This window comes from Polaribacter sp. Q13 (genome assembly GCF_016858305.2).
Classification (GTDB): domain Bacteria; phylum Bacteroidota; class Bacteroidia; order Flavobacteriales; family Flavobacteriaceae; genus Polaribacter.
Genome location: NZ_CP074436.1, coordinates 1593934 through 1610726, shown reverse-complemented (window position 1 = coordinate 1610726; position 16793 = coordinate 1593934). Strand labels below are relative to the sequence as shown.

Annotated in this window: 18 protein-coding genes; 6 read left to right on the top strand and 12 right to left on the bottom strand. The window is 31.5% G+C overall.

Features of this window, described 5'->3' with window-relative positions:
* Window positions 1-141 precede the first annotated feature (141 nt).
* Window positions 142-1344 (top strand): ADP-forming succinate--CoA ligase subunit beta, encoded by a 1203-nt coding sequence (gene sucC / locus JOP69_RS06685; protein ID WP_203394610.1) that lies wholly within the window; start codon window positions 142-144, stop codon window positions 1342-1344.
* 92 nt (window positions 1345-1436) lie between these two features.
* Here the strand turns inward: sucC and arsB are convergent, their stop codons facing one another.
* The 4 genes from arsB to JOP69_RS06665 all read right to left on the bottom strand — a co-directional run bounded on the left by arsB (window position 1437) and on the right by JOP69_RS06665 (window position 4170).
* Entirely contained in the window at window positions 1437-2483 is a 1047-nt protein-coding gene (arsB, locus tag JOP69_RS06680) for an ACR3 family arsenite efflux transporter (protein WP_203394611.1), read from the bottom strand.
* A gap of 2 nt (window positions 2484-2485) precedes the next feature.
* Window positions 2486-3118 carry a low molecular weight phosphatase family protein gene (locus JOP69_RS06675; protein ID WP_203394612.1) on the bottom strand — a complete coding sequence of 211 codons (633 nt, stop codon included), beginning with the start codon at window positions 3116-3118 and terminating at the stop codon, window positions 2486-2488.
* A 201-nt stretch (window positions 3119-3319) separates the two neighbouring features.
* On the bottom strand, window positions 3320-3787 hold the full coding sequence (locus JOP69_RS06670) for a DUF6428 family protein (protein ID WP_203394613.1): 468 nt from the start codon (window positions 3785-3787) through the stop codon (window positions 3320-3322).
* 50 nt (window positions 3788-3837) lie between these two features.
* Window positions 3838-4170, bottom strand: a complete 333-nt coding sequence (locus JOP69_RS06665) for a helix-turn-helix transcriptional regulator (RefSeq protein WP_203394614.1) — start codon at window positions 4168-4170, stop codon at window positions 3838-3840.
* A 192-nt stretch (window positions 4171-4362) separates the two neighbouring features.
* Between JOP69_RS06665 and JOP69_RS06660 the strand changes: the two genes are divergently transcribed.
* The gene (locus JOP69_RS06660; protein WP_203394615.1) at window positions 4363-5226 is read left to right on the top strand and encodes a hypothetical protein; all 864 of its coding nucleotides are present in this window, start codon (window positions 4363-4365) and stop codon (window positions 5224-5226) included.
* Between the two features lie 142 nt (window positions 5227-5368).
* On the opposite strand, the gene JOP69_RS06655 is transcribed toward JOP69_RS06660, so the two are convergent.
* Window positions 5369-6367: a YhdH/YhfP family quinone oxidoreductase gene (locus JOP69_RS06655; RefSeq protein WP_203394616.1), complete on the bottom strand. Its 999-nt coding sequence runs from the start codon at window positions 6365-6367 to the stop codon at window positions 5369-5371.
* 140 nt (window positions 6368-6507) lie between these two features.
* Between JOP69_RS06655 and JOP69_RS06650 the strand changes: the two genes are divergently transcribed.
* Window positions 6508-6822 (top strand): helix-turn-helix domain-containing protein, encoded by a 315-nt coding sequence (locus tag JOP69_RS06650; protein ID WP_203394617.1) that lies wholly within the window; start codon window positions 6508-6510, stop codon window positions 6820-6822.
* A gap of 48 nt (window positions 6823-6870) precedes the next feature.
* Window positions 6871-7770: an EamA family transporter gene (locus JOP69_RS06645; RefSeq protein ID WP_203394618.1), complete on the top strand. Its 900-nt coding sequence runs from the start codon at window positions 6871-6873 to the stop codon at window positions 7768-7770.
* Window positions 7771-7819: 49 nt separating this feature from the next.
* On the opposite strand, the gene JOP69_RS06640 is transcribed toward JOP69_RS06645, so the two are convergent.
* The 4 genes from JOP69_RS06640 to JOP69_RS06625 all read right to left on the bottom strand — a co-directional run bounded on the left by JOP69_RS06640 (window position 7820) and on the right by JOP69_RS06625 (window position 10143).
* Complete coding sequence (locus JOP69_RS06640) at window positions 7820-8377, bottom strand: peptide-methionine (S)-S-oxide reductase (protein WP_203394619.1); 558 nt, start codon at window positions 8375-8377, stop codon at window positions 7820-7822.
* 112 nt (window positions 8378-8489) lie between these two features.
* The gene (locus JOP69_RS06635; RefSeq protein WP_203394620.1) at window positions 8490-8972 is read right to left on the bottom strand and encodes a hypothetical protein; all 483 of its coding nucleotides are present in this window, start codon (window positions 8970-8972) and stop codon (window positions 8490-8492) included.
* Window positions 8973-8993: 21 nt separating this feature from the next.
* Window positions 8994-9491 (bottom strand): nuclear transport factor 2 family protein, encoded by a 498-nt coding sequence (locus JOP69_RS06630; RefSeq protein ID WP_203394621.1) that lies wholly within the window; start codon window positions 9489-9491, stop codon window positions 8994-8996.
* A 73-nt stretch (window positions 9492-9564) separates the two neighbouring features.
* The gene (locus tag JOP69_RS06625) at window positions 9565-10143 is read right to left on the bottom strand and encodes a Crp/Fnr family transcriptional regulator (RefSeq protein ID WP_203394622.1); all 579 of its coding nucleotides are present in this window, start codon (window positions 10141-10143) and stop codon (window positions 9565-9567) included.
* A gap of 500 nt (window positions 10144-10643) precedes the next feature.
* On the opposite strand from JOP69_RS06625, the gene JOP69_RS06620 reads away from it, so the two are divergent.
* Both JOP69_RS06620 and JOP69_RS06615 read left to right on the top strand, forming a co-directional pair.
* A complete protein-coding gene (locus JOP69_RS06620; RefSeq protein WP_203394623.1) occupies window positions 10644-11009 on the top strand; it encodes a CidA/LrgA family protein in 366 nt (121 codons plus the stop codon).
* Entirely contained in the window at window positions 11006-11701 is a 696-nt protein-coding gene (locus JOP69_RS06615; protein ID WP_203394624.1) for an LrgB family protein, read from the top strand. The genes JOP69_RS06620 and JOP69_RS06615 overlap by 4 nt, the downstream gene beginning before the upstream one ends.
* Before the next feature lie 285 nt (window positions 11702-11986).
* Here JOP69_RS06615 and JOP69_RS06610 read toward each other — a convergent pair whose 3' ends face one another.
* From JOP69_RS06610 to uvrB, 3 genes are read right to left on the bottom strand one after another with little or no spacing between them, the layout of a single operon-like run.
* A complete protein-coding gene (locus JOP69_RS06610; protein ID WP_203394625.1) occupies window positions 11987-13216 on the bottom strand; it encodes a DUF5018 domain-containing protein in 1230 nt (409 codons plus the stop codon).
* 18 nt (window positions 13217-13234) lie between these two features.
* Window positions 13235-14596, bottom strand: a complete 1362-nt coding sequence (locus JOP69_RS06605; RefSeq protein WP_203394626.1) for a PQQ-binding-like beta-propeller repeat protein — start codon at window positions 14594-14596, stop codon at window positions 13235-13237.
* A 31-nt stretch (window positions 14597-14627) separates the two neighbouring features.
* Complete coding sequence (uvrB, locus tag JOP69_RS06600) at window positions 14628-16616, bottom strand: excinuclease ABC subunit UvrB (protein ID WP_203394627.1); 1989 nt, start codon at window positions 16614-16616, stop codon at window positions 14628-14630.
* Window positions 16617-16793 lie beyond the last annotated feature (177 nt).

Genomic DNA, 16793 nt, shown 5'->3' with positions numbered 1-16793 from the left:
CATAATTTAGATTGTTACACTTTTAATTTTATTTTTTTATGAAATTAAGGCAAAATAGCATTGATAATTTTTTTTAATGAAAACTATGCATCTTTTTATATTTGAATTTGTATTTTTGAATCGATAATAAAATTTTTACAAATGAACTTACACGAATATCAAGGAAAAGAAATTTTGAGCAGTTTTGGCGTTAGAATTCAACGTGGAATTGTTGCAAGCAACCATAAAGAGGCTGTAGATGCAGCAAAACAATTAACTGCAGAAACTGGTACAGGATGGCACGTAATTAAAGCGCAAGTTCATGCAGGTGGGCGTGGAAAAGGTGGAGGAGTTAAGTTGGCTAAAAACTTAGCAGAGGTAGAAAGTATTGCCAATGACATTATTGGAATGATGCTAATTACGCCACAAACTTCTGCGGAAGGTAAAAAAGTAAACCAAGTTTTAATTTGTGAGGATGTATATTATCCTGGAGATTCTGAGCCAGATGAATACTATATGTCTGTTTTATTAAACAGAGCAACTGGTAAAAATATGATTATGTATTCTACAGAAGGTGGAATGGATATTGAAACTGTTGCAGAAGAAACTCCGCATTTAATCTTTACAGAAGAAATAGATCCTTTATTAGGAATTATGCCTTTTCAAGCACGTAAAGTTGCTTTTAACTTAGGCTTATCTGGTGTTGCTTTTAAAGAAATGACAAAATTTGTTACTAATTTATATAAAGCTTACATAGGTTCAGATTCTTCTATGTTTGAAATTAACCCGGTTTTAAAAACATCGGATTCTAAAATTATGGCAGTTGATGCTAAAGTTTCTTTAGATGAAAATGCATTATATAGACATAGAGATTATGCAGCAATGCGTGATTTACGTGAAGAAAATCCTATTGAAGTGGAAGCAAAAGCTGCTGGTTTAAACTATGTAGATTTAGATGGAAACGTTGGTTGTATGGTAAACGGAGCTGGTTTAGCAATGGGAACTATGGATTTAATTAAAGAATCTGGAGGAGAGCCTGCTAACTTTTTAGACGTTGGTGGTACTGCAGATGCAGCTAGAGTAGAAACTGCTTTTGGAATTATTTTAAAAGACCCAAATGTAAAAGCTATTTTAGTAAATATTTTTGGAGGTATTGTACGTTGTGATAGAGTTGCACAAGGTGTTGTAGATGCTTACAAAAGTATGGGAGACAAAATTAATGTACCTATTATTTGTAGATTACAAGGAACAAATGCTAAAGAAGCAAAAGAATTAATTGACAATTCTGGAATGGAAATTATTTCTGCTACAGAATTTCAAGAAGCTGCAGATAAAGTTGCTGAAGTTTTAGAAGCTGCGAAATAAGTAGTTTTAAATATATTGAAAACGCCTCATGAAAATGAGGCGTTTTTTTTATGAATGTATTTTTATTTGAATCAATTGATTTTATTATTTGGCTATCCTTCTGCTTTTAAATAGTATTTTTTTCGCAACCAAAAAGAAACGCGCACTAATAATATTAAAGCAGGTACTTCAACTAGTGGACCAATAACTCCTGCAAAAGCTTGTCCGGAGTTTAAACCGAAAACAGCAATGGCAACTGCTATCGCTAATTCAAAATTATTACCTGCTGCTGTAAATGCTACGGCTGCTGTTTTATCATATTCTGCCCCTGTAGCTTTTGTAAAGAAAAACCCAATGATAAACATTAAGGTAAAGTAAACTAATAATGGAACGGCTATAATTAAAACATCCATTGGTATTTCTACAATTAATTCTCCTTTTAAAGAGAACATTACTACAATGGTAAATAACAACGCAATTAATGTTAATGGAGAAATTGTAGGGATAAATTTGTTAGTGTACCAATCTTCTCCTTTTAATTTCACTAAAATAAGTCGACTTAAAATGCCCAGAACAAACGGAACTCCTAAGTAAATAGCCACACTCTCTGCAATCGTTGCTACAGAAATATCTACAATTGCACCTTCAAAACCAAAATAGGGTGGAAGCACGGTGATAAAAAGCCACGCATAAAAACTGTATGCAAAAACTTGAAATATACTGTTTAAAGCGACTAATCCAGCTCCGTATTCAGCACTTCCTTCAGCTAAATCATTCCACACCAAAACCATGGCAATACAACGCGCCAAACCAATTAAAATAAGTCCGACCATGTATTCTGGGTAGTCACGTAAAAATGTAATCGCCAATATGAACATTAATACAGGGCCAATAATCCAGTTTAGAATCAGTGAAATTGATAAGATTTTAGTGTTTCTAAAAACTTTAGGTAACAGAGCATAATTTACTTTCGCCAAAGGCGGATACATCATTAATATCAATCCAATGGCAATGGGAATATTGGTGGTTCCACTACTAAATGAATTGATAATATCTGGAAACGTTGGTATAAAATACCCTAAACTTACTCCAATCGCCATGGCAACAAATATCCATAAAGTTAAATAACTATCTAGAAAACTTAATTTTTTTGAAGCCATTTTTATAAATTTACTTGAGAGAAAACGTAAAATAATTCCGTTGCAATTTGCAAACTTCTTTCTTGGTATTTTTCTGCTTGTTGAGGTGTATTGTCAAATGCCTTTGGATCATCAAAAGTAATTGGAATACGTTTTTCTGCTCCTGCAATAAACGGACAACCGCCATCTGCTTGTGAGCAAGTCATAATTGCTGCAAACTCAGATTTCGGATTAAAATCGTCATCTAATTTTTTAGAAAACCCAATAATAGGATGTGTGTTCTCTCCGTATTTTATACTATAAATAGGGTTTTTACCCTCTGAAATTGTTTTAATCTGAAAACCTTGGTTTTTCAACGTTTCTGCAGCCATCGGGAAAAGAGCAGTAGCTTCTGTTCCTCCAGAATAACAAAATACATTTTTAACGTTAAAATAGCTAGCCATTGCTTGTGCCCAAACTTGTGATAAATGGCTTCTTCTAGAATTATGAGTGCAAATAAAATTGATTCTAATTTCTTGCTGATTAGAAACCTTATCTTGAATAAAATCTGCTAAAGGCTGTAAAACAGTTTTACGTTCTTCTGTAATCGAGGCAAAGTTTAAACCTTTAATTACGTTTTCTATTTCTGAAAATAGGGTAGTTTGTGTTGTGATCATTTTTTCTAAAAGTTGATTTTTTTATATTTTTGGTAAGCTTGTTAAGTTCTTTTATTAAACAATTGGAGTATTGTTTTATTCTGCGTAAATCTGTGAAATCTTTGGGGTAATATTGAATAGATTAATATTATTTCCCGCAGATTACGCAGATGTTCGCAGATTTTTTTGAGTATTATAATTAATAGAACCTCAGGTTCTATTTTAGCAACAACCGCCTCCAGGTGTACAAGTGTTTGCAACTGGTATGTCTGAAAATTGTAATTTTGGTTTTTCTTCCGGAATTCCGCAATTATCTTTAGCCAAACAATCTGTTTGTTTAGAAGTCAATAAGAAGTTTGTTCCATCAAAATCTAATCCGAATTTACCAATGGTTTCTGCTTGGTATTCTACTTCAATTTCTAAATTTCCGATGCCTAGAACCTTTTCAGAAAGTTCTATAATGTTTAATAATTTTTCAGGATGCAATCTGTGGTCATAGTCATCTGCGTTCCAAAGTTGGAAGTTTACTACTTCTTCGTTTCTAACGGTTCCGCCGCAATCAATAAATTTTTTGGTGATTTTACCAACTTCTGTTACATGAAAATGATTTGGTACTAATTCTCCGTTTGGTAATTGAAAACCAATTGTTTTTAAAGCTTTTAAAGCTACTTTTACTTCTGATAGTTTCATATTGTTATATTTGTTTATTGCAATTTTGCGATTAATATTTGTAAATTTTTTTAACAGCAATCTGTTTTTTGAGATAAATCTTGATCTAAAAACTCTGACATCACTGTTTTCATTGCTGTCCAGTTTTCTTTGTGAATACAGTAACAAACGCGAGTTCCTTCTACGTTTCCTTTTATCAACCCTAAATGTTTCAATTCTTTTAAATGTTGCGAAATTGTTGGTTGCGCCAATCCTATTTCGTTTACTAAATCTCCACAAACACAAGAGTTCAGTTTAAACAAATGTTGTAAAATAGTCACTCTTGCCGGATGACCAAAAACTTTTGCAAACAAGGCAATTTCATTTTGTTGATCGGTAAACATTTCAGTTTTTGCTAATCCCATTTTGTTTCTTTATTTATTCATTGCAATATTACGATTAATAATTAATCCACCAAAATTATTTTGTCAAAGTTATTGGAAAAACTATTTCTAGAAATTTCTTGAGTGGAAGGATTTGTTTTATTAGTCGGTTCAAACTATCTTTATGGAAGCAAATAAAATGATGAACATTTTAGAATTTATATTTAAATAATTATGAGTTTAAAAACAATATTAGGTATCCTATTTATAGCATTTTCTAGTTTGATTACAGCAACTGAACGTCCGTTTTTCGATAAAAATAAAGACCTTTTGATTGCTCAGTTTGATAGCAAACCAGATCCAGATGACATTCATGCGCAAGCAGCTTTAGGGAGTTTATTGTTGCATAAAGATCTTAAAGGCGTTAAATATTATGCCGTTGCCGGAGCTGTCGGAATTCAGAAAGGAAAATTTATTCCTTCAGATAAATTATTTAAGATGGTATTTGGTAGAAAATGGACAAATGCACATACAGACTGGGAGGGTTCTGTAAAAAAGATAACCAAAAAAGCGATTACAGTTTTAAATAAAGGAGGTAAAGTTTGGGTACAAGAAGCAGGACAATCAAATATTACGGCAGATTGGATTGCTGAAGTGCTTAAAACGGTTTCTGAAGAAATTGTAAAGGCGAATGTAATTGTGGTGCAGCATAGCAAATGGAATGAAGACCATACAGAAGCTTTGGATTTACAGTATGTAAAAGAGAAAGCGACTTATTTTGCTTTGGATGACGGAAACGCTGATAAAGAAGAAGCATGGGGAGATCGAGGCCCTTATAAAACTCCGGCGTATAGAGCTAAAGAAGCTAAATGGATAAAGTTAGCAAAAACATCACCTAACAAAAAAGCAAGAAAATTATGGGTAGAGGCGGATGCGATTATTACAAAAATGTTTCCTGATGGATTTCCGCATGAATGGTCTTACATTCATAATGACGGTGTCGATTATTCTGATTGCGTAGAAAATTGGTGGATTTTTAATTTAGGAGCAAAGGCTGATAGCAATTCTAAATTTTGGGATCGATATGTTTTAAATTAACAATATGTCTTTCGTGTATTATTTTAATAAACTTAGAATGCCTCACATTTAAGAGGCATTCTAAGTTCTACAAAATATAAAGGTTATAGTATTAAAGTAAATAACCTATTCTAAATTTTGCATTGGGGGAACTTTATATAATTTACAAATCTAAATTCACCAAGGTTCTTCCTTTCAGTTTTCCTTGCAACATTAAATCTATTTTATCACTTAATTCATCTAAAGAAATTTCTGCAGAAGCCTCGGTTAAACCGTCATTTTTCCACTCATTAGCTAGTTTGATCCATACTTTTTCTCTGTAGGACATTGGGTAATTCTGAGAATCAATACCTATCAATGTAATTCCTCTTAAAATAAAAGGAAATACAGTTAAATCAAGTTTTGGAGAAGCTACATTTCCGCAACAAGTTATCACGCCCATTGGCGCTGTTGCTTTAATAATGTTTTCAAGAATTACACCACCTACGGTATCAATTCCTCCTGCAAAAAGAGGTTTTAAAAGAGGTCTATTTGCCATTTCCTCAACATCTTTTCGCATCATAATTTCATCTGCACCTAGGTTCTTTAAAAAATCAATTTCAGATTCTTTTCCTGTAATGGCAATTGTTTTGTAACCTAGTTTTTTTAAGATAGCAATACTTGTAGATCCAACGCCACCTGTAGCACCTGAAACAACAATAGCACCATCTTCTGGTTTTACCAATGTCGTTAATTTTAATACAGACATACCTGCGGTTAAACCTGCAGTTCCAATAGTCATTGCTTCCTTCATAGAAAGATTTTTAGGTAACTTCACTACCCAATCTGCGGGCACTTTAACGTATTCCGCAAAGCCTCCGTCTGTATTCATTCCTAAATCGTAACTAGTGACAATAACATTGTCCGATTCTTTAAATTTAGTAGATTCTGAAGAAACTACTGTTCCGGCAGCATCAATTCCTGGGGTGTGCGGATAATTTCTAGTTACACCTTTATTTCCAATGCTAGACAAAGCATCTTTATAATTTAAAGAACTGTAGTGCACTTTTATTAAGACTTCGCCTTGTTCTAATGGTGTAAAGGCAATTTCTTTAACGGAAGAAATAAAGTTTCCATCTTTCTCTTCAACTCTAAAAGCTTTGTAATTCGATTGATTATCCATATTGTTCTTTTGTGTATTATTCTTATTTTTACATCAAAGTTCGCTTAAATTAAACTGATAAACAAGAACTTACAAATTGTATCCTAACGAACATTTTGTGCTGTTTTGTCTGTTTATAAAGCGTGTAAGCCTAAAAAAAAATGAAAAAAAGTTATTGCCCTATAGATACTTTTATAAATACCATTAAAGGAAAAAGAAAAGGTACCATTATTTTACATCTTTTTCAGGGTGATAAACGGTATAGTGAATTGGTTCGGCTTATGCCGGATATTAGCGAACGCATGATGTCTAAACAGTTAAAAGAGTTAGAGCATGATGGTTTAGTTATTAGAACGGTTTTTCCTGAAGTTCCGCCTAGAGTAGAGTATAGCTTAACACAATTAGGAATCGATATTCGTCCTGTTTTAAAAGGAATGTATAAAGGTGGTTTGCTGTTTGAAAAAAGTATTGAGTAGTTTAAAGTAATGTCTGATTAATTTATTGTTTATCTCGTTTTTTTTTATATGAAGTATTTATTTGGTGTTACTATGATTTGGGCTTTTTCGTTTAGCTTAATTGGTGTATATCTTTCAGGGTATGTAGATGCTTGGTTTTCTGTATTGATGCGTATAGGGATTGCTACCATCATATTTTTGCCTTTCTTAAGGCTGAAGAAAATTAAAGTAGACACAATTTTAAAACTTATCGCAATTGGATCGGTTCAATTAGGCTTGATGTATTGTTTTTACTTTCAATCGTTTCAATTTCTTACGGTGCCAGAAGTATTACTTTTTAGTGTGCTGACACCAATTTACATTACTTTATTAAATGATATTTTAAGTAAGCGGTTTCATAAAAGACATTTACTTACTGCTTTAATTGCTGTTTTAGGAGCAGCTTATATTCAATACTCAAGTATTAACGAAAATGTGTTTTTAGGTTTTATGATTACGCAGGGAGCTAATCTTTGCTTTGCTGTTGGTCAAGTTGCTTACAAGCATTTATTAAAAGCTACGTCTGAATTAGAAAGTACCCCAAAGCATACTATTTTTGGATTGTTTTTTATTGGTGCGTTTATAGTAGCGCTTATTGCTTTTTTCATTTTTGGTTCAACAGAAAAGTTGCCAACTACATTCGTTCAGTGGGGAATACTAATATATTTAGGAGCTGTGGCTTCTGGTGTAGGTTATTTTTTTTGGAACAAAGGTGTTGTCATGGTAAATGCAGGCTCGTTAGCAATTATGAATAATGCATTAGTTCCAATAGGTTTAATTGTCAATCTTGTTATTTGGAATAAAGAGGCAGATATTCAAAAGATTTTAATTGGTGGAAGTCTTATTTTCGCTTCTCTTGCGCTTAATGAATACCTCAATAAAAGAAATCGCTCTAAATCCTTATTAATTAAAAGTATAAAGGCTGATTAAGGTTCTCTTTTCTATACTTCGTTTAAATTACAGTATTGACGAACTCTAGCTAACTATTAGTTGCTATTTTTTTATACTTATGCAGTACCTCTAAAGGAATGTGGCAATAAGAATGGTCATTCGGATGCAAAGTTAATCTATCTTGATGTTCTTCATCACTCGGGATAAAATTTGTTAAAGGAAGCACTTCAAGAACTATTTTTTTTATGGATTTATTTTTATGGTTTAGTTTTTCTTCTACTTTTTGAATACATTTTTTTGCCTGTAACAAGTGACTTTGATTATCACTGTAAATCCCTGTGCGATATTTCTCTCCGACATCATTTCCTTGTTGGTTGATGCTATAAGGGTCAATAATTTCTATTAAGTGATGAATTAAATCTTCAACTGAAATAACCTTAGGATCAAAAACTGTTTTAACACATTCTGCAAAACCATCATAGGGTGTTTTGGTAGATTTGGTAATGCCATTAGCTCTTCCGGCTTGGGTTTCAAGTACACCAGGTATGTACTTTAAAAATTCTTGTACTCCCCAAAGGCAGCCGCCTGCAATGTATATCGTTTCTTCTGATGCTGTTTGTTCAGTTAAAGATTCTTTTTTTGTCATTTTTAATTACAAGGTGCTTCAGTAGGTGATTTAGTAAATAAAAACTGAATATAACTTTTTTGTAAATACTTGATTTTTAGTGATAAATAATATAAGGTCTTGTACTACCTTATTATTCTATGGTTGTTAATTCGTTCAAGTACTTTTTAGTATATATTTCTCCGAAATTATCAATTGTAATGGCAAGGGCCAAATGTAATATAAGTGCCATAAGAATTCCGAAAAGTACAGATTTTGGACTTAAAAATGACATTCCTAAAATAAGAACAACAATCAAAATTCCGTAGGTTAATTTTAGCCAAAAGAAGGACTTCATTGCTTTTTCGGTAGCTGTAGTTTCTATTTTTATAAAATCTGATGTATTGTTTTCATAAACCGAAATTTTATCATCAACTTTTTGCTGGTATTTAAGATACGTTGGAAACATTACCGCCATTTCTAAAATGCCAATTACAATCATAGTTGCAGCAAAACTATTATGATTAGAAAATAGTAGAAAAAGGATGCCCACTATAACGGAAACAACACCGATGATTCCTGCCGAAAGGTATAATGTTTTTTCGCTGTTTAAAAAATCAAGCATTATTTCCATCATTAGAGATTTTTTTTTCAAAATTTATATCTTTATTATTTGTTCTGCTTTCAGTAGGTAGTCCAAATATAAAGTTTTATTCATTTCTAACATATCCACAAACGCACCAACTTCAATCATTTCTAATAATGTAAGGTTGCATTTTTGAATTCTTGGATATTTTTCGCCATTGTCTACGCACTCAATTTCATAATGTCCTTTTGCATGTAAAACGATGTTTCCGTCTTGTACGTGTTGATAGATATAATTGAAACTTAATGAAGCTTTTTTATCATCAATTAGGTTAACAGTCATTTCAAAAGGTCGGTGAGAATGTCCCCATTCTTTATTTAGCTCATTAAAACTATTTTCGAAAGCTTCAATTCCAATAAGGTTTCCACTAGGGCTTAACCATTCAAATCCATCTTTATAAAGTAATTCATTTACCAAAGAAAAATTTGTGTTCTTGCTTTCATACAATGAAAAGAAATGGTGCATCATTGCCTTAATTCTATATATTCTCTGTAGTTCTATTGCTTCCATATATTTTTGTGTTTATTCATTTGCAAAGAAAACTATTTTTAAAGTTAACGGACTTGTCATTTGGCAATTAATACTATAAGGTTGAGGTTGATTTTCTTATTCTACTCAATGAAAAAGGAGTTATTCCTAAAAATGAAGCAATATGATTTAAGGGAACTCTCTGTAAAATTGAGGGATGGGTTTTTAAAAACTTTAAGTAAGATTCCTTTGCGTTAAGATTTAATAAACTTCTTTGAAAATTGATTTTATTTATTAATGTTTCATTAATTATTTTTTGAAAAGAATTTTCCCATTCTGGTATGGTATCACAAAATAAATCCCAAGATGCCCTTGAAAACTGAACAACCTCACAATTTGTTTCTGCTTGTATAGAACCAGAACTTACAGAAAATTCAAAAAAGCTAGTGATGTTACAAACAAAATCATGCTCTTTCATAAAGAAAGACGTTACTTCATTTCCTTTATTATCATAAAAACAAAATCGAAATACGCCATTTATTAGAAACGCTATTTGGTCACATTTATCTCCACTCTCAAGAAAAAAATCGGAAGCTTTATAGTTTTTTACTTCCGTGTTTTTAATTATGAATTCAGTATGTTCTTTAGATAATTTTATGTAATTATTAAGGTGTTTCACTAGGATCTCTTTCATATAAACCAACGAATCTTTGTAATGTGAATAGCTATAAATGAATATGAAACGTTTTATAGTTTTAAATTCACAGTTGGCTAAATTAGTTTTTTAGCGCCGAAAAATCAAGAGTTAAAATTCTTCTTTTTTTTTAATAGAAACCCACTAGTTCTATCTTTAAACAGAAATAGTTTAGGGGGACTGTGATAAACTTTGAATTTTTGACAAAGGTGTTTCTGTTTTTCTAATGACATATAACAGAAGGTTTATTAGAGGAGGATTATATGGTAAAAAAATGTTTCAGTTTTTTGAAGTTTAATTTAGAGGAATGGTTGTTTGGTTTTTCTTCAATAAGTTGTCAATTTTATATTAATGCCGTTAGTATTTTCTTAATCCTTAAATTCTATTAGTGAATCTTACTTTTTTATCTAAATATTATAGAAAATAATATTTTTGTTTAATGATAATTAATAGTTCTATATTCTTATAGAACATTACTTTTGTAGTAGAAAAATAATAGTATGATTAGACAATTATTCATAATACTGATGTGTCTTGCTCTAGGTGAGATTATAGTTTATTTCACTGGAATTAAAATCCCCTCAAGTATCATAGGGATGTTGTTATTAACAGCAGGACTTCATTTTAAAATCATTAAACTTAAATGGATACAGGAGGTTGCTGATTTTCTTTTAGATAACATGGTATTCTTTTTTATACCACCTGGCGTAGCTATTATGTGTTATTTAGATTTAATTTCAAAAGAATTAGTGCCAATACTAGCAGCAATTCTGGGGAGTACGGTTTTAGTTTTACTAAGCACTAGTTTTACACATCAAGTGTTGAGAAAAATAAAATTAAAGACACTAGCAAAAGACAAAAAATGAAACTGATTTCAGAACCTTATATGTTATTAACCATAACTGTAGGTATTTATTGGTTGACAAAATATCTTCAAAATAAAACCAACTCAGTTCTACTAAATCCTATATTAATAACAATAATTGTTGTAATTGGCATTTTAAAATTAGCAGGTATTTCTTATGAAACTTATCATGAGGCAGGTAAGTTTATTGAGTTTTTTCTAAAACCTTCAATTGTAGCATTAGGAGTACCGCTATATCTTCAAATAAGCAAAATTAAAAAACAAGTGATCCCTATTTTTATTTCACAATTAGTAGGCTCTATAGTAGGTATCATTTCGGGAGTTCTTATTGCTAAGTGGTTAGGAGCTTCAAATGATGTAATAATTTCGATAGCACCTAAGTCTGTTACGACTCCGCTTGCTATTGATATTTCCCAGTCAATAGGAGGAATTCCATCTCTTACTGCATCAATGGTTGTTATGGTAGGAATTTTTGGTTCAGTAGCAGGTTTTAAAATTTTACAACTATTTAAAGTAAGTAATCCAATGTCTAAAAGTCTTTCAATGGGTGCCGCAAGTCATGGGCTTGGAACGGCTCAGGCGATGGCTATAAGTCAACGATTTGGAGCATATTCAAGTATGGGACTTATTTTAAACGGATTGTTTACGGCTATATTTACTCCTATTATTTTAGCATTACTTGGCATTATATAAGAAAGTTGCTGTCTCTGAATAACGTTGTGATTTTTTTTACAATAATGTTTATACCAAATAAACATCAAAGTGACTGATTAAATTTATTTTTCCTTACTAATTCAATATGAAATAGAGTCGTAGCTAGGGTTATGATTAGATTTTCTATCTCTTATAAAAACAAATAAGTTTATCATCAAACATTTAAAATTCATTTGGTATTACTCTATAGTTTTATTTTGAGATTTAGTAAATCCAAAGACCTCAGTTTTATTTTTAAATTCTCGTATAATATTATTTGTGAATTTAATTGAATATAGTTGTAAAAGATTCACCTATTCTTCTTCCTGGTCCCCAAAAAGTAATGGTCTTGGGTGCTGCAGGATTTCCAAAGTATCCAGGAAATAAATAATAATAATCGAGTGTTAATGTTGCCTGAGTTTTATCACTGTTTACAGTGTAATCGTAGTTTGAAGAATTTTGAATTTGAAATATAGAGCCATTTGATGGTATAGCAATTGTTTCTGTAATATTTTCTCCAGTAATTTTTAAAATATCATTGAAAGAATAAGAATCTTGATTTAATGAAATGAATTTAGGAGCACCTTCTGCAAGTACATCTATAAAATGACTTGATTCTATACGTATTGAATTTGTTTGATATACTATTTTGTAACTATTGTAAGTTGGTATATTTTCTGTAATTACTGTACTTATATTATATTGAATAATATTTTCTTGAGAAGAATAGTTGTTTTGGATTAAAACATTCAGTTCATATTTATTATTACCATCATATAAATAGAGTTTTGCACCAGGTTTATCCATGTCTAAAAATTGACCTGAAATACGCAAATTGGCTCTAATATAGTAAAGGTGGGCTGATGAAGAGTTACTATTGTTGCTAATTTGGGGCATATTAGCAATGATTGTATATTCCGTTTTATCCCCGTTTTCTGCGGTAACGGTATAATTAACTGGTTCTTCAAAGTTTTGAGGAATTGTAATATCAGGAGAAATTGTAGCGTTTTCAGAAATTGATATTGTAGGTAATAGCGAACTTTTATCTAGTGTTCCCATATTAAAATCAATAATTTTTGTGTCTTTATTAATATTGGCATCAATAGTTTTATTATCAACAAGGACCGAAAAGGACAGTATTTCACTTTCTGAATTAAGTGGTCTATTGTTAACAATAACTCTATAAATATTAGGGTCTCCATTTTCTGCATATACGGTGTACGCTACTTCATTATTAAAATTTTGAGATTCGTTTACGCTAGGTGATATATTTGCGTTTTCAGAATAATCAATCGTAGGCTTTAAGGCAGAAATTTCTGCTCCAGCTAAACTAAATAGTATTGTTTTGTCTATTTGGTTTATAGTACCGTTTATAATTTCTCCGTTAATAGTAAGGTCAAATGAGTTAATGGTGTTCTGGTCGCTTAAAACAATTGGTAAATCGGGTTCAGCGTCTTTAGAACATGCTAAAAGAGCAGATACTATGTATACTAATATTGTAATTTTCTTAATCATTTTTATAGAATATTTGTGTTAATTTTTTAAGCCGTGAGACCCAGGGTAAATTACAGCATCACTGTTTCCAATAACAATTATTGGAGACTTTATAATAGGATTATCTGTTTGTAGTTTCCATTCTAAGCTACCATCAGTAGCATTAATTGCGTAGAAATTATTATCCCAATCGCCAATATAGACAGTATCTTCGAAAACAATAGGAGAAGTAGTCGTTTTAGAACTTAAATCATATTTCCATTTAAAACTGCCGTCTTCTGCATTTAAACAGACTAATTCTGCTGTTCCATTATTAGAAAATCCAATATAAATATTGTTATTATATATAAAAGGAGAAGTTTCTATTGTTCCTTCAGGTTTGTAGGTCCATTTAATACTTCCATTGTTTTCGTACAAAGCATAAAGAGTGCTATAGGTTCCGGTTATTATAGTGTTTTTAAATATTGTAGGTGCTGCAAAAAAGGAATTGTATCTCCCTACATCGATGGTCCATATTTTATCACCGTTATTTCTATTTAAGGCATAAAATACACCATAGGAATCCCCAATATAAATATTGTCGTTATTAATTAAAGGATTGGTTAAAAACTTATTGCTAGCGTTTAATCTTAAACTCCAATCTGTTCCTCCTGATACTTTATTAATAGCATATAAATGATCATTATTTCTACTACTTACAAAGACTCTTGTTTTATCGATAGATAGTGTTGCATAATAATTTAGAAAACTACGATCCCATAATTTTTCTTTTGATTCAATATTTACACAATAAAGTTTACTATCTGCATCGAAAGCATATACGTTGTTATTGTCTGTAATAATGTTTCTATATTCATTATAATTAGTACTCGGACTGCTTGTCCATTCAATTTCACCCGTAAGTATGTTCATGCCGTTAAGTCCATTTACACCTGAAAAAATCATGTCTTTATAAGCTGTATGAGCTTCAATGTACGAAGTGTTAGATTCCCATAAAGTCTTATCTGTAATTAAATCATATGCCATTAAGTTTTGAGAAGAATCTGAAAAAAGTAGGATTTTACTTTTAGGGCTTTCAAAAGTAAATTCTAATTCAGAAACTCCTCCGTTTTTATCTGTGGCAATGATTCTACCAGCATATTCATTGTTATACTCTAAAAGTGATGTGCTTATTGTTTGAGTCGTTTTTTCTACTAAAATAGAATTTATATATAAGCTATAGTGTATTAGATCATCATCTGCATCCAAAACAGTATTCCAATCTATAGTAACCGTTTTTCCTTCAAAAGTGATTTTTTTTAGTTTTATTTCTTCAGGTGCTGAATTTTGATGAGGAAGATTCTCATCGTTTGAGCATGCAAGTAATACTAATAATAATAGAACTGATATTGTTTTTTTCATAGTTATTTTTAAATATGTGTAGCAATAATAATTACAACTTCTCTCTCAAAACCGCAATTTCATCACGCAGTTTAGCGGCAACAATAAAATCTAGTTCTTTAGCGGCAGCTTCCATGTGTTTGCGTTTTTCTCTAATACGTTTTTCTATTTCCTCTTTTGGTAAATACTGTAAATCTTGTTCTGCGGCAACCTGTTTTGCATTGTCATAATGATAACTAGAAACAGCAGATTTAGACAAAGTATCATCAATTTTTTTGTTAATCTGAGTCGGAGTGATGCCGTGTTTGGTGTTGTAAGCAATTTGCTTTTCTCGTCTTCGGTCTGTTTCGTCAATGGTTTTTTGCATGCTGTTGGTCATTTTGTCAGCATATAAAATAGCCAAACCATTTACATTTCTTGCAGCTCTACCAACGGTTTGCGTAATAGAACGATGCGAGCGTAAAAAACCTTCCTTATCGGCATCTAGAATAGCGACTAAAGAAACTTCTGGTAAATCTAAACCTTCACGTAATAGGTTGACACCAATTAAAACATCAAACAAACCTTTACGTAAATCTTGCATAATTTCTACTCGTTCTAAAGTATCTACATCAGAATGAATGTAACGACAACGAATATCTACTCTTGCCAAATATTTGGTCAGTTCTTCTGCCATTCTTTTGGTTAAGGTAGTTACCAAAGTACGTTCGTCTTTTTCTACTCTTTGTTGAATTTCTTCAATTAAATCATCAATCTGATTTAAACTTGGTCTAATTTCAATTACCGGATCTAACAAACCTGTAGGTCTAATTACTTGCTCAACAAAAACACCTTCTGTTTTTTCGAGTTCGTAATCTGCAGGCGTTGCAGATACATAAATTACCTGATTCTGAATTTCTTCAAACTCCTCAAATTTTAATGGTCTATTGTCCATCGCCGCAGGCAAACGAAAACCATATTCTACTAAATTTTCTTTTCTACTTCTATCACCACCATACATAGCGTGCGTTTGCGGAATGGTAACATGGCTTTCATCAATGACCATTAAATAATCATCCGGAAAATAATCTAACAAACAGAACGGTCTTGTACCTGGTTCTCGTCCGTCTAAATAACGAGAATAATTCTCAATACCAGAACAATAGCCCAATTCACGAATCATTTCTAGGTCGAATTCTGTACGTTCTTTTAAACGTTTTGCTTCTAAATGCTTGCCTATTTCTTTAAAATAATCCACTTGCTTCATCATATCTTCCTGAATTTGATGAATGGCATTTTGTAACACATCCGGAGACGTTACAAACAAGTTTGCAGGATAAATAGTCAATTCTTGAAAACTTTCTAAAACGGTGTTGCTTTCTAAATCAAAGGATTCTATTTCTTCAATTTCATCACCAAAAAAATGCACTCTGTAGCCATTATCTCCGTAAGACGGATAAATAGTAACCACATCACCTTTTACTTTAAAGGTTCCACTTTTTATTTCGTGTTCGGTTCTAGAATACAAACTTTGTACTAATTGATGTAAGAATTTTGTTCTGGCAATTTGCTGATCTACATGAATAGGAATGACGTTTTTCTTAAATTCTACCGGATTTCCAATACCATACAAACAAGAAACCGAAGCAATTACAATAACATCTCGTCTACCAGAAAGTAGAGAAGAGGTGGTGCTTAAACGCAAGCGTTCTATATCATCATTAATAGATAAATCTTTTTCAATAAAAGTTCCTGTTACAGGAATGTAGGCTTCTGGTTGATAATAATCGTAGTAAGAAACAAAATATTCTACGGCGTTATTAGGGAAAAATTGTTTAAACTCAGAATACAACTGTGCCGCCAATGTTTTGTTGTGTGCTAAAATTAAGGTAGGTTTATCTACGTTTTTTATCACATTTGCAACGGTAAACGTCTTACCAGAACCGGTTACACCTAAAAGCGTTTGATATTTTTCGCCATCATTAATACTTGCCGTAAGTTCTTTTATAGCTTGTGGTTGATCTCCCGTAGGAGAAAATTCTGATACCAATTTAAATTCCATGTTGTAAAAATACGGATACTTTATAAAAAAGTGTTTTAATCTTCTTTAAATAGCTGCTTTTTATTCAAAAAAAGTAAGTGAATTGGTTGTGCTACATGTATATAAATAGCTTGTTTTATTGGGGGTTAGTCAGTTATGTTTAATAAATATTCAATTTATTGTAACAAATAAAGAATC

Coding starts and splice junctions, on each gene's coding strand:
- sucC (WP_203394610.1), top strand. CDS start 142: ATGAACTTACACGAATATCAAGGAAAAGAAATTTTGAGCAGTTTTGGC.
- arsB (WP_203394611.1), bottom strand. CDS start 2,483: ATGGCTTCAAAAAAATTAAGTTTTCTAGATAGTTATTTAACTTTATGG.
- JOP69_RS06675 (WP_203394612.1), bottom strand. CDS start 3,118: ATGATCACAACACAAACTACCCTATTTTCAGAAATAGAAAACGTAATT.
- JOP69_RS06670 (WP_203394613.1), bottom strand. CDS start 3,787: ATGAAACTATCAGAAGTAAAAGTAGCTTTAAAAGCTTTAAAAACAATT.
- JOP69_RS06665 (WP_203394614.1), bottom strand. CDS start 4,170: ATGGGATTAGCAAAAACTGAAATGTTTACCGATCAACAAAATGAAATT.
- JOP69_RS06660 (WP_203394615.1), top strand. CDS start 4,363: ATGAGTTTAAAAACAATATTAGGTATCCTATTTATAGCATTTTCTAGT.
- JOP69_RS06655 (WP_203394616.1), bottom strand. CDS start 6,367: ATGGATAATCAATCGAATTACAAAGCTTTTAGAGTTGAAGAGAAAGAT.
- JOP69_RS06650 (WP_203394617.1), top strand. CDS start 6,508: ATGAAAAAAAGTTATTGCCCTATAGATACTTTTATAAATACCATTAAA.
- JOP69_RS06645 (WP_203394618.1), top strand. CDS start 6,871: ATGAAGTATTTATTTGGTGTTACTATGATTTGGGCTTTTTCGTTTAGC.
- JOP69_RS06640 (WP_203394619.1), bottom strand. CDS start 8,377: ATGACAAAAAAAGAATCTTTAACTGAACAAACAGCATCAGAAGAAACG.
- JOP69_RS06635 (WP_203394620.1), bottom strand. CDS start 8,972: ATGATGGAAATAATGCTTGATTTTTTAAACAGCGAAAAAACATTATAC.
- JOP69_RS06630 (WP_203394621.1), bottom strand. CDS start 9,491: ATGGAAGCAATAGAACTACAGAGAATATATAGAATTAAGGCAATGATG.
- JOP69_RS06625 (WP_203394622.1), bottom strand. CDS start 10,143: ATGAAAGAGATCCTAGTGAAACACCTTAATAATTACATAAAATTATCT.
- JOP69_RS06620 (WP_203394623.1), top strand. CDS start 10,644: ATGATTAGACAATTATTCATAATACTGATGTGTCTTGCTCTAGGTGAG.
- JOP69_RS06615 (WP_203394624.1), top strand. CDS start 11,006: ATGAAACTGATTTCAGAACCTTATATGTTATTAACCATAACTGTAGGT.
- JOP69_RS06610 (WP_203394625.1), bottom strand. CDS start 13,216: ATGATTAAGAAAATTACAATATTAGTATACATAGTATCTGCTCTTTTA.
- JOP69_RS06605 (WP_203394626.1), bottom strand. CDS start 14,596: ATGAAAAAAACAATATCAGTTCTATTATTATTAGTATTACTTGCATGC.
- uvrB (WP_203394627.1), bottom strand. CDS start 16,616: ATGGAATTTAAATTGGTATCAGAATTTTCTCCTACGGGAGATCAACCA.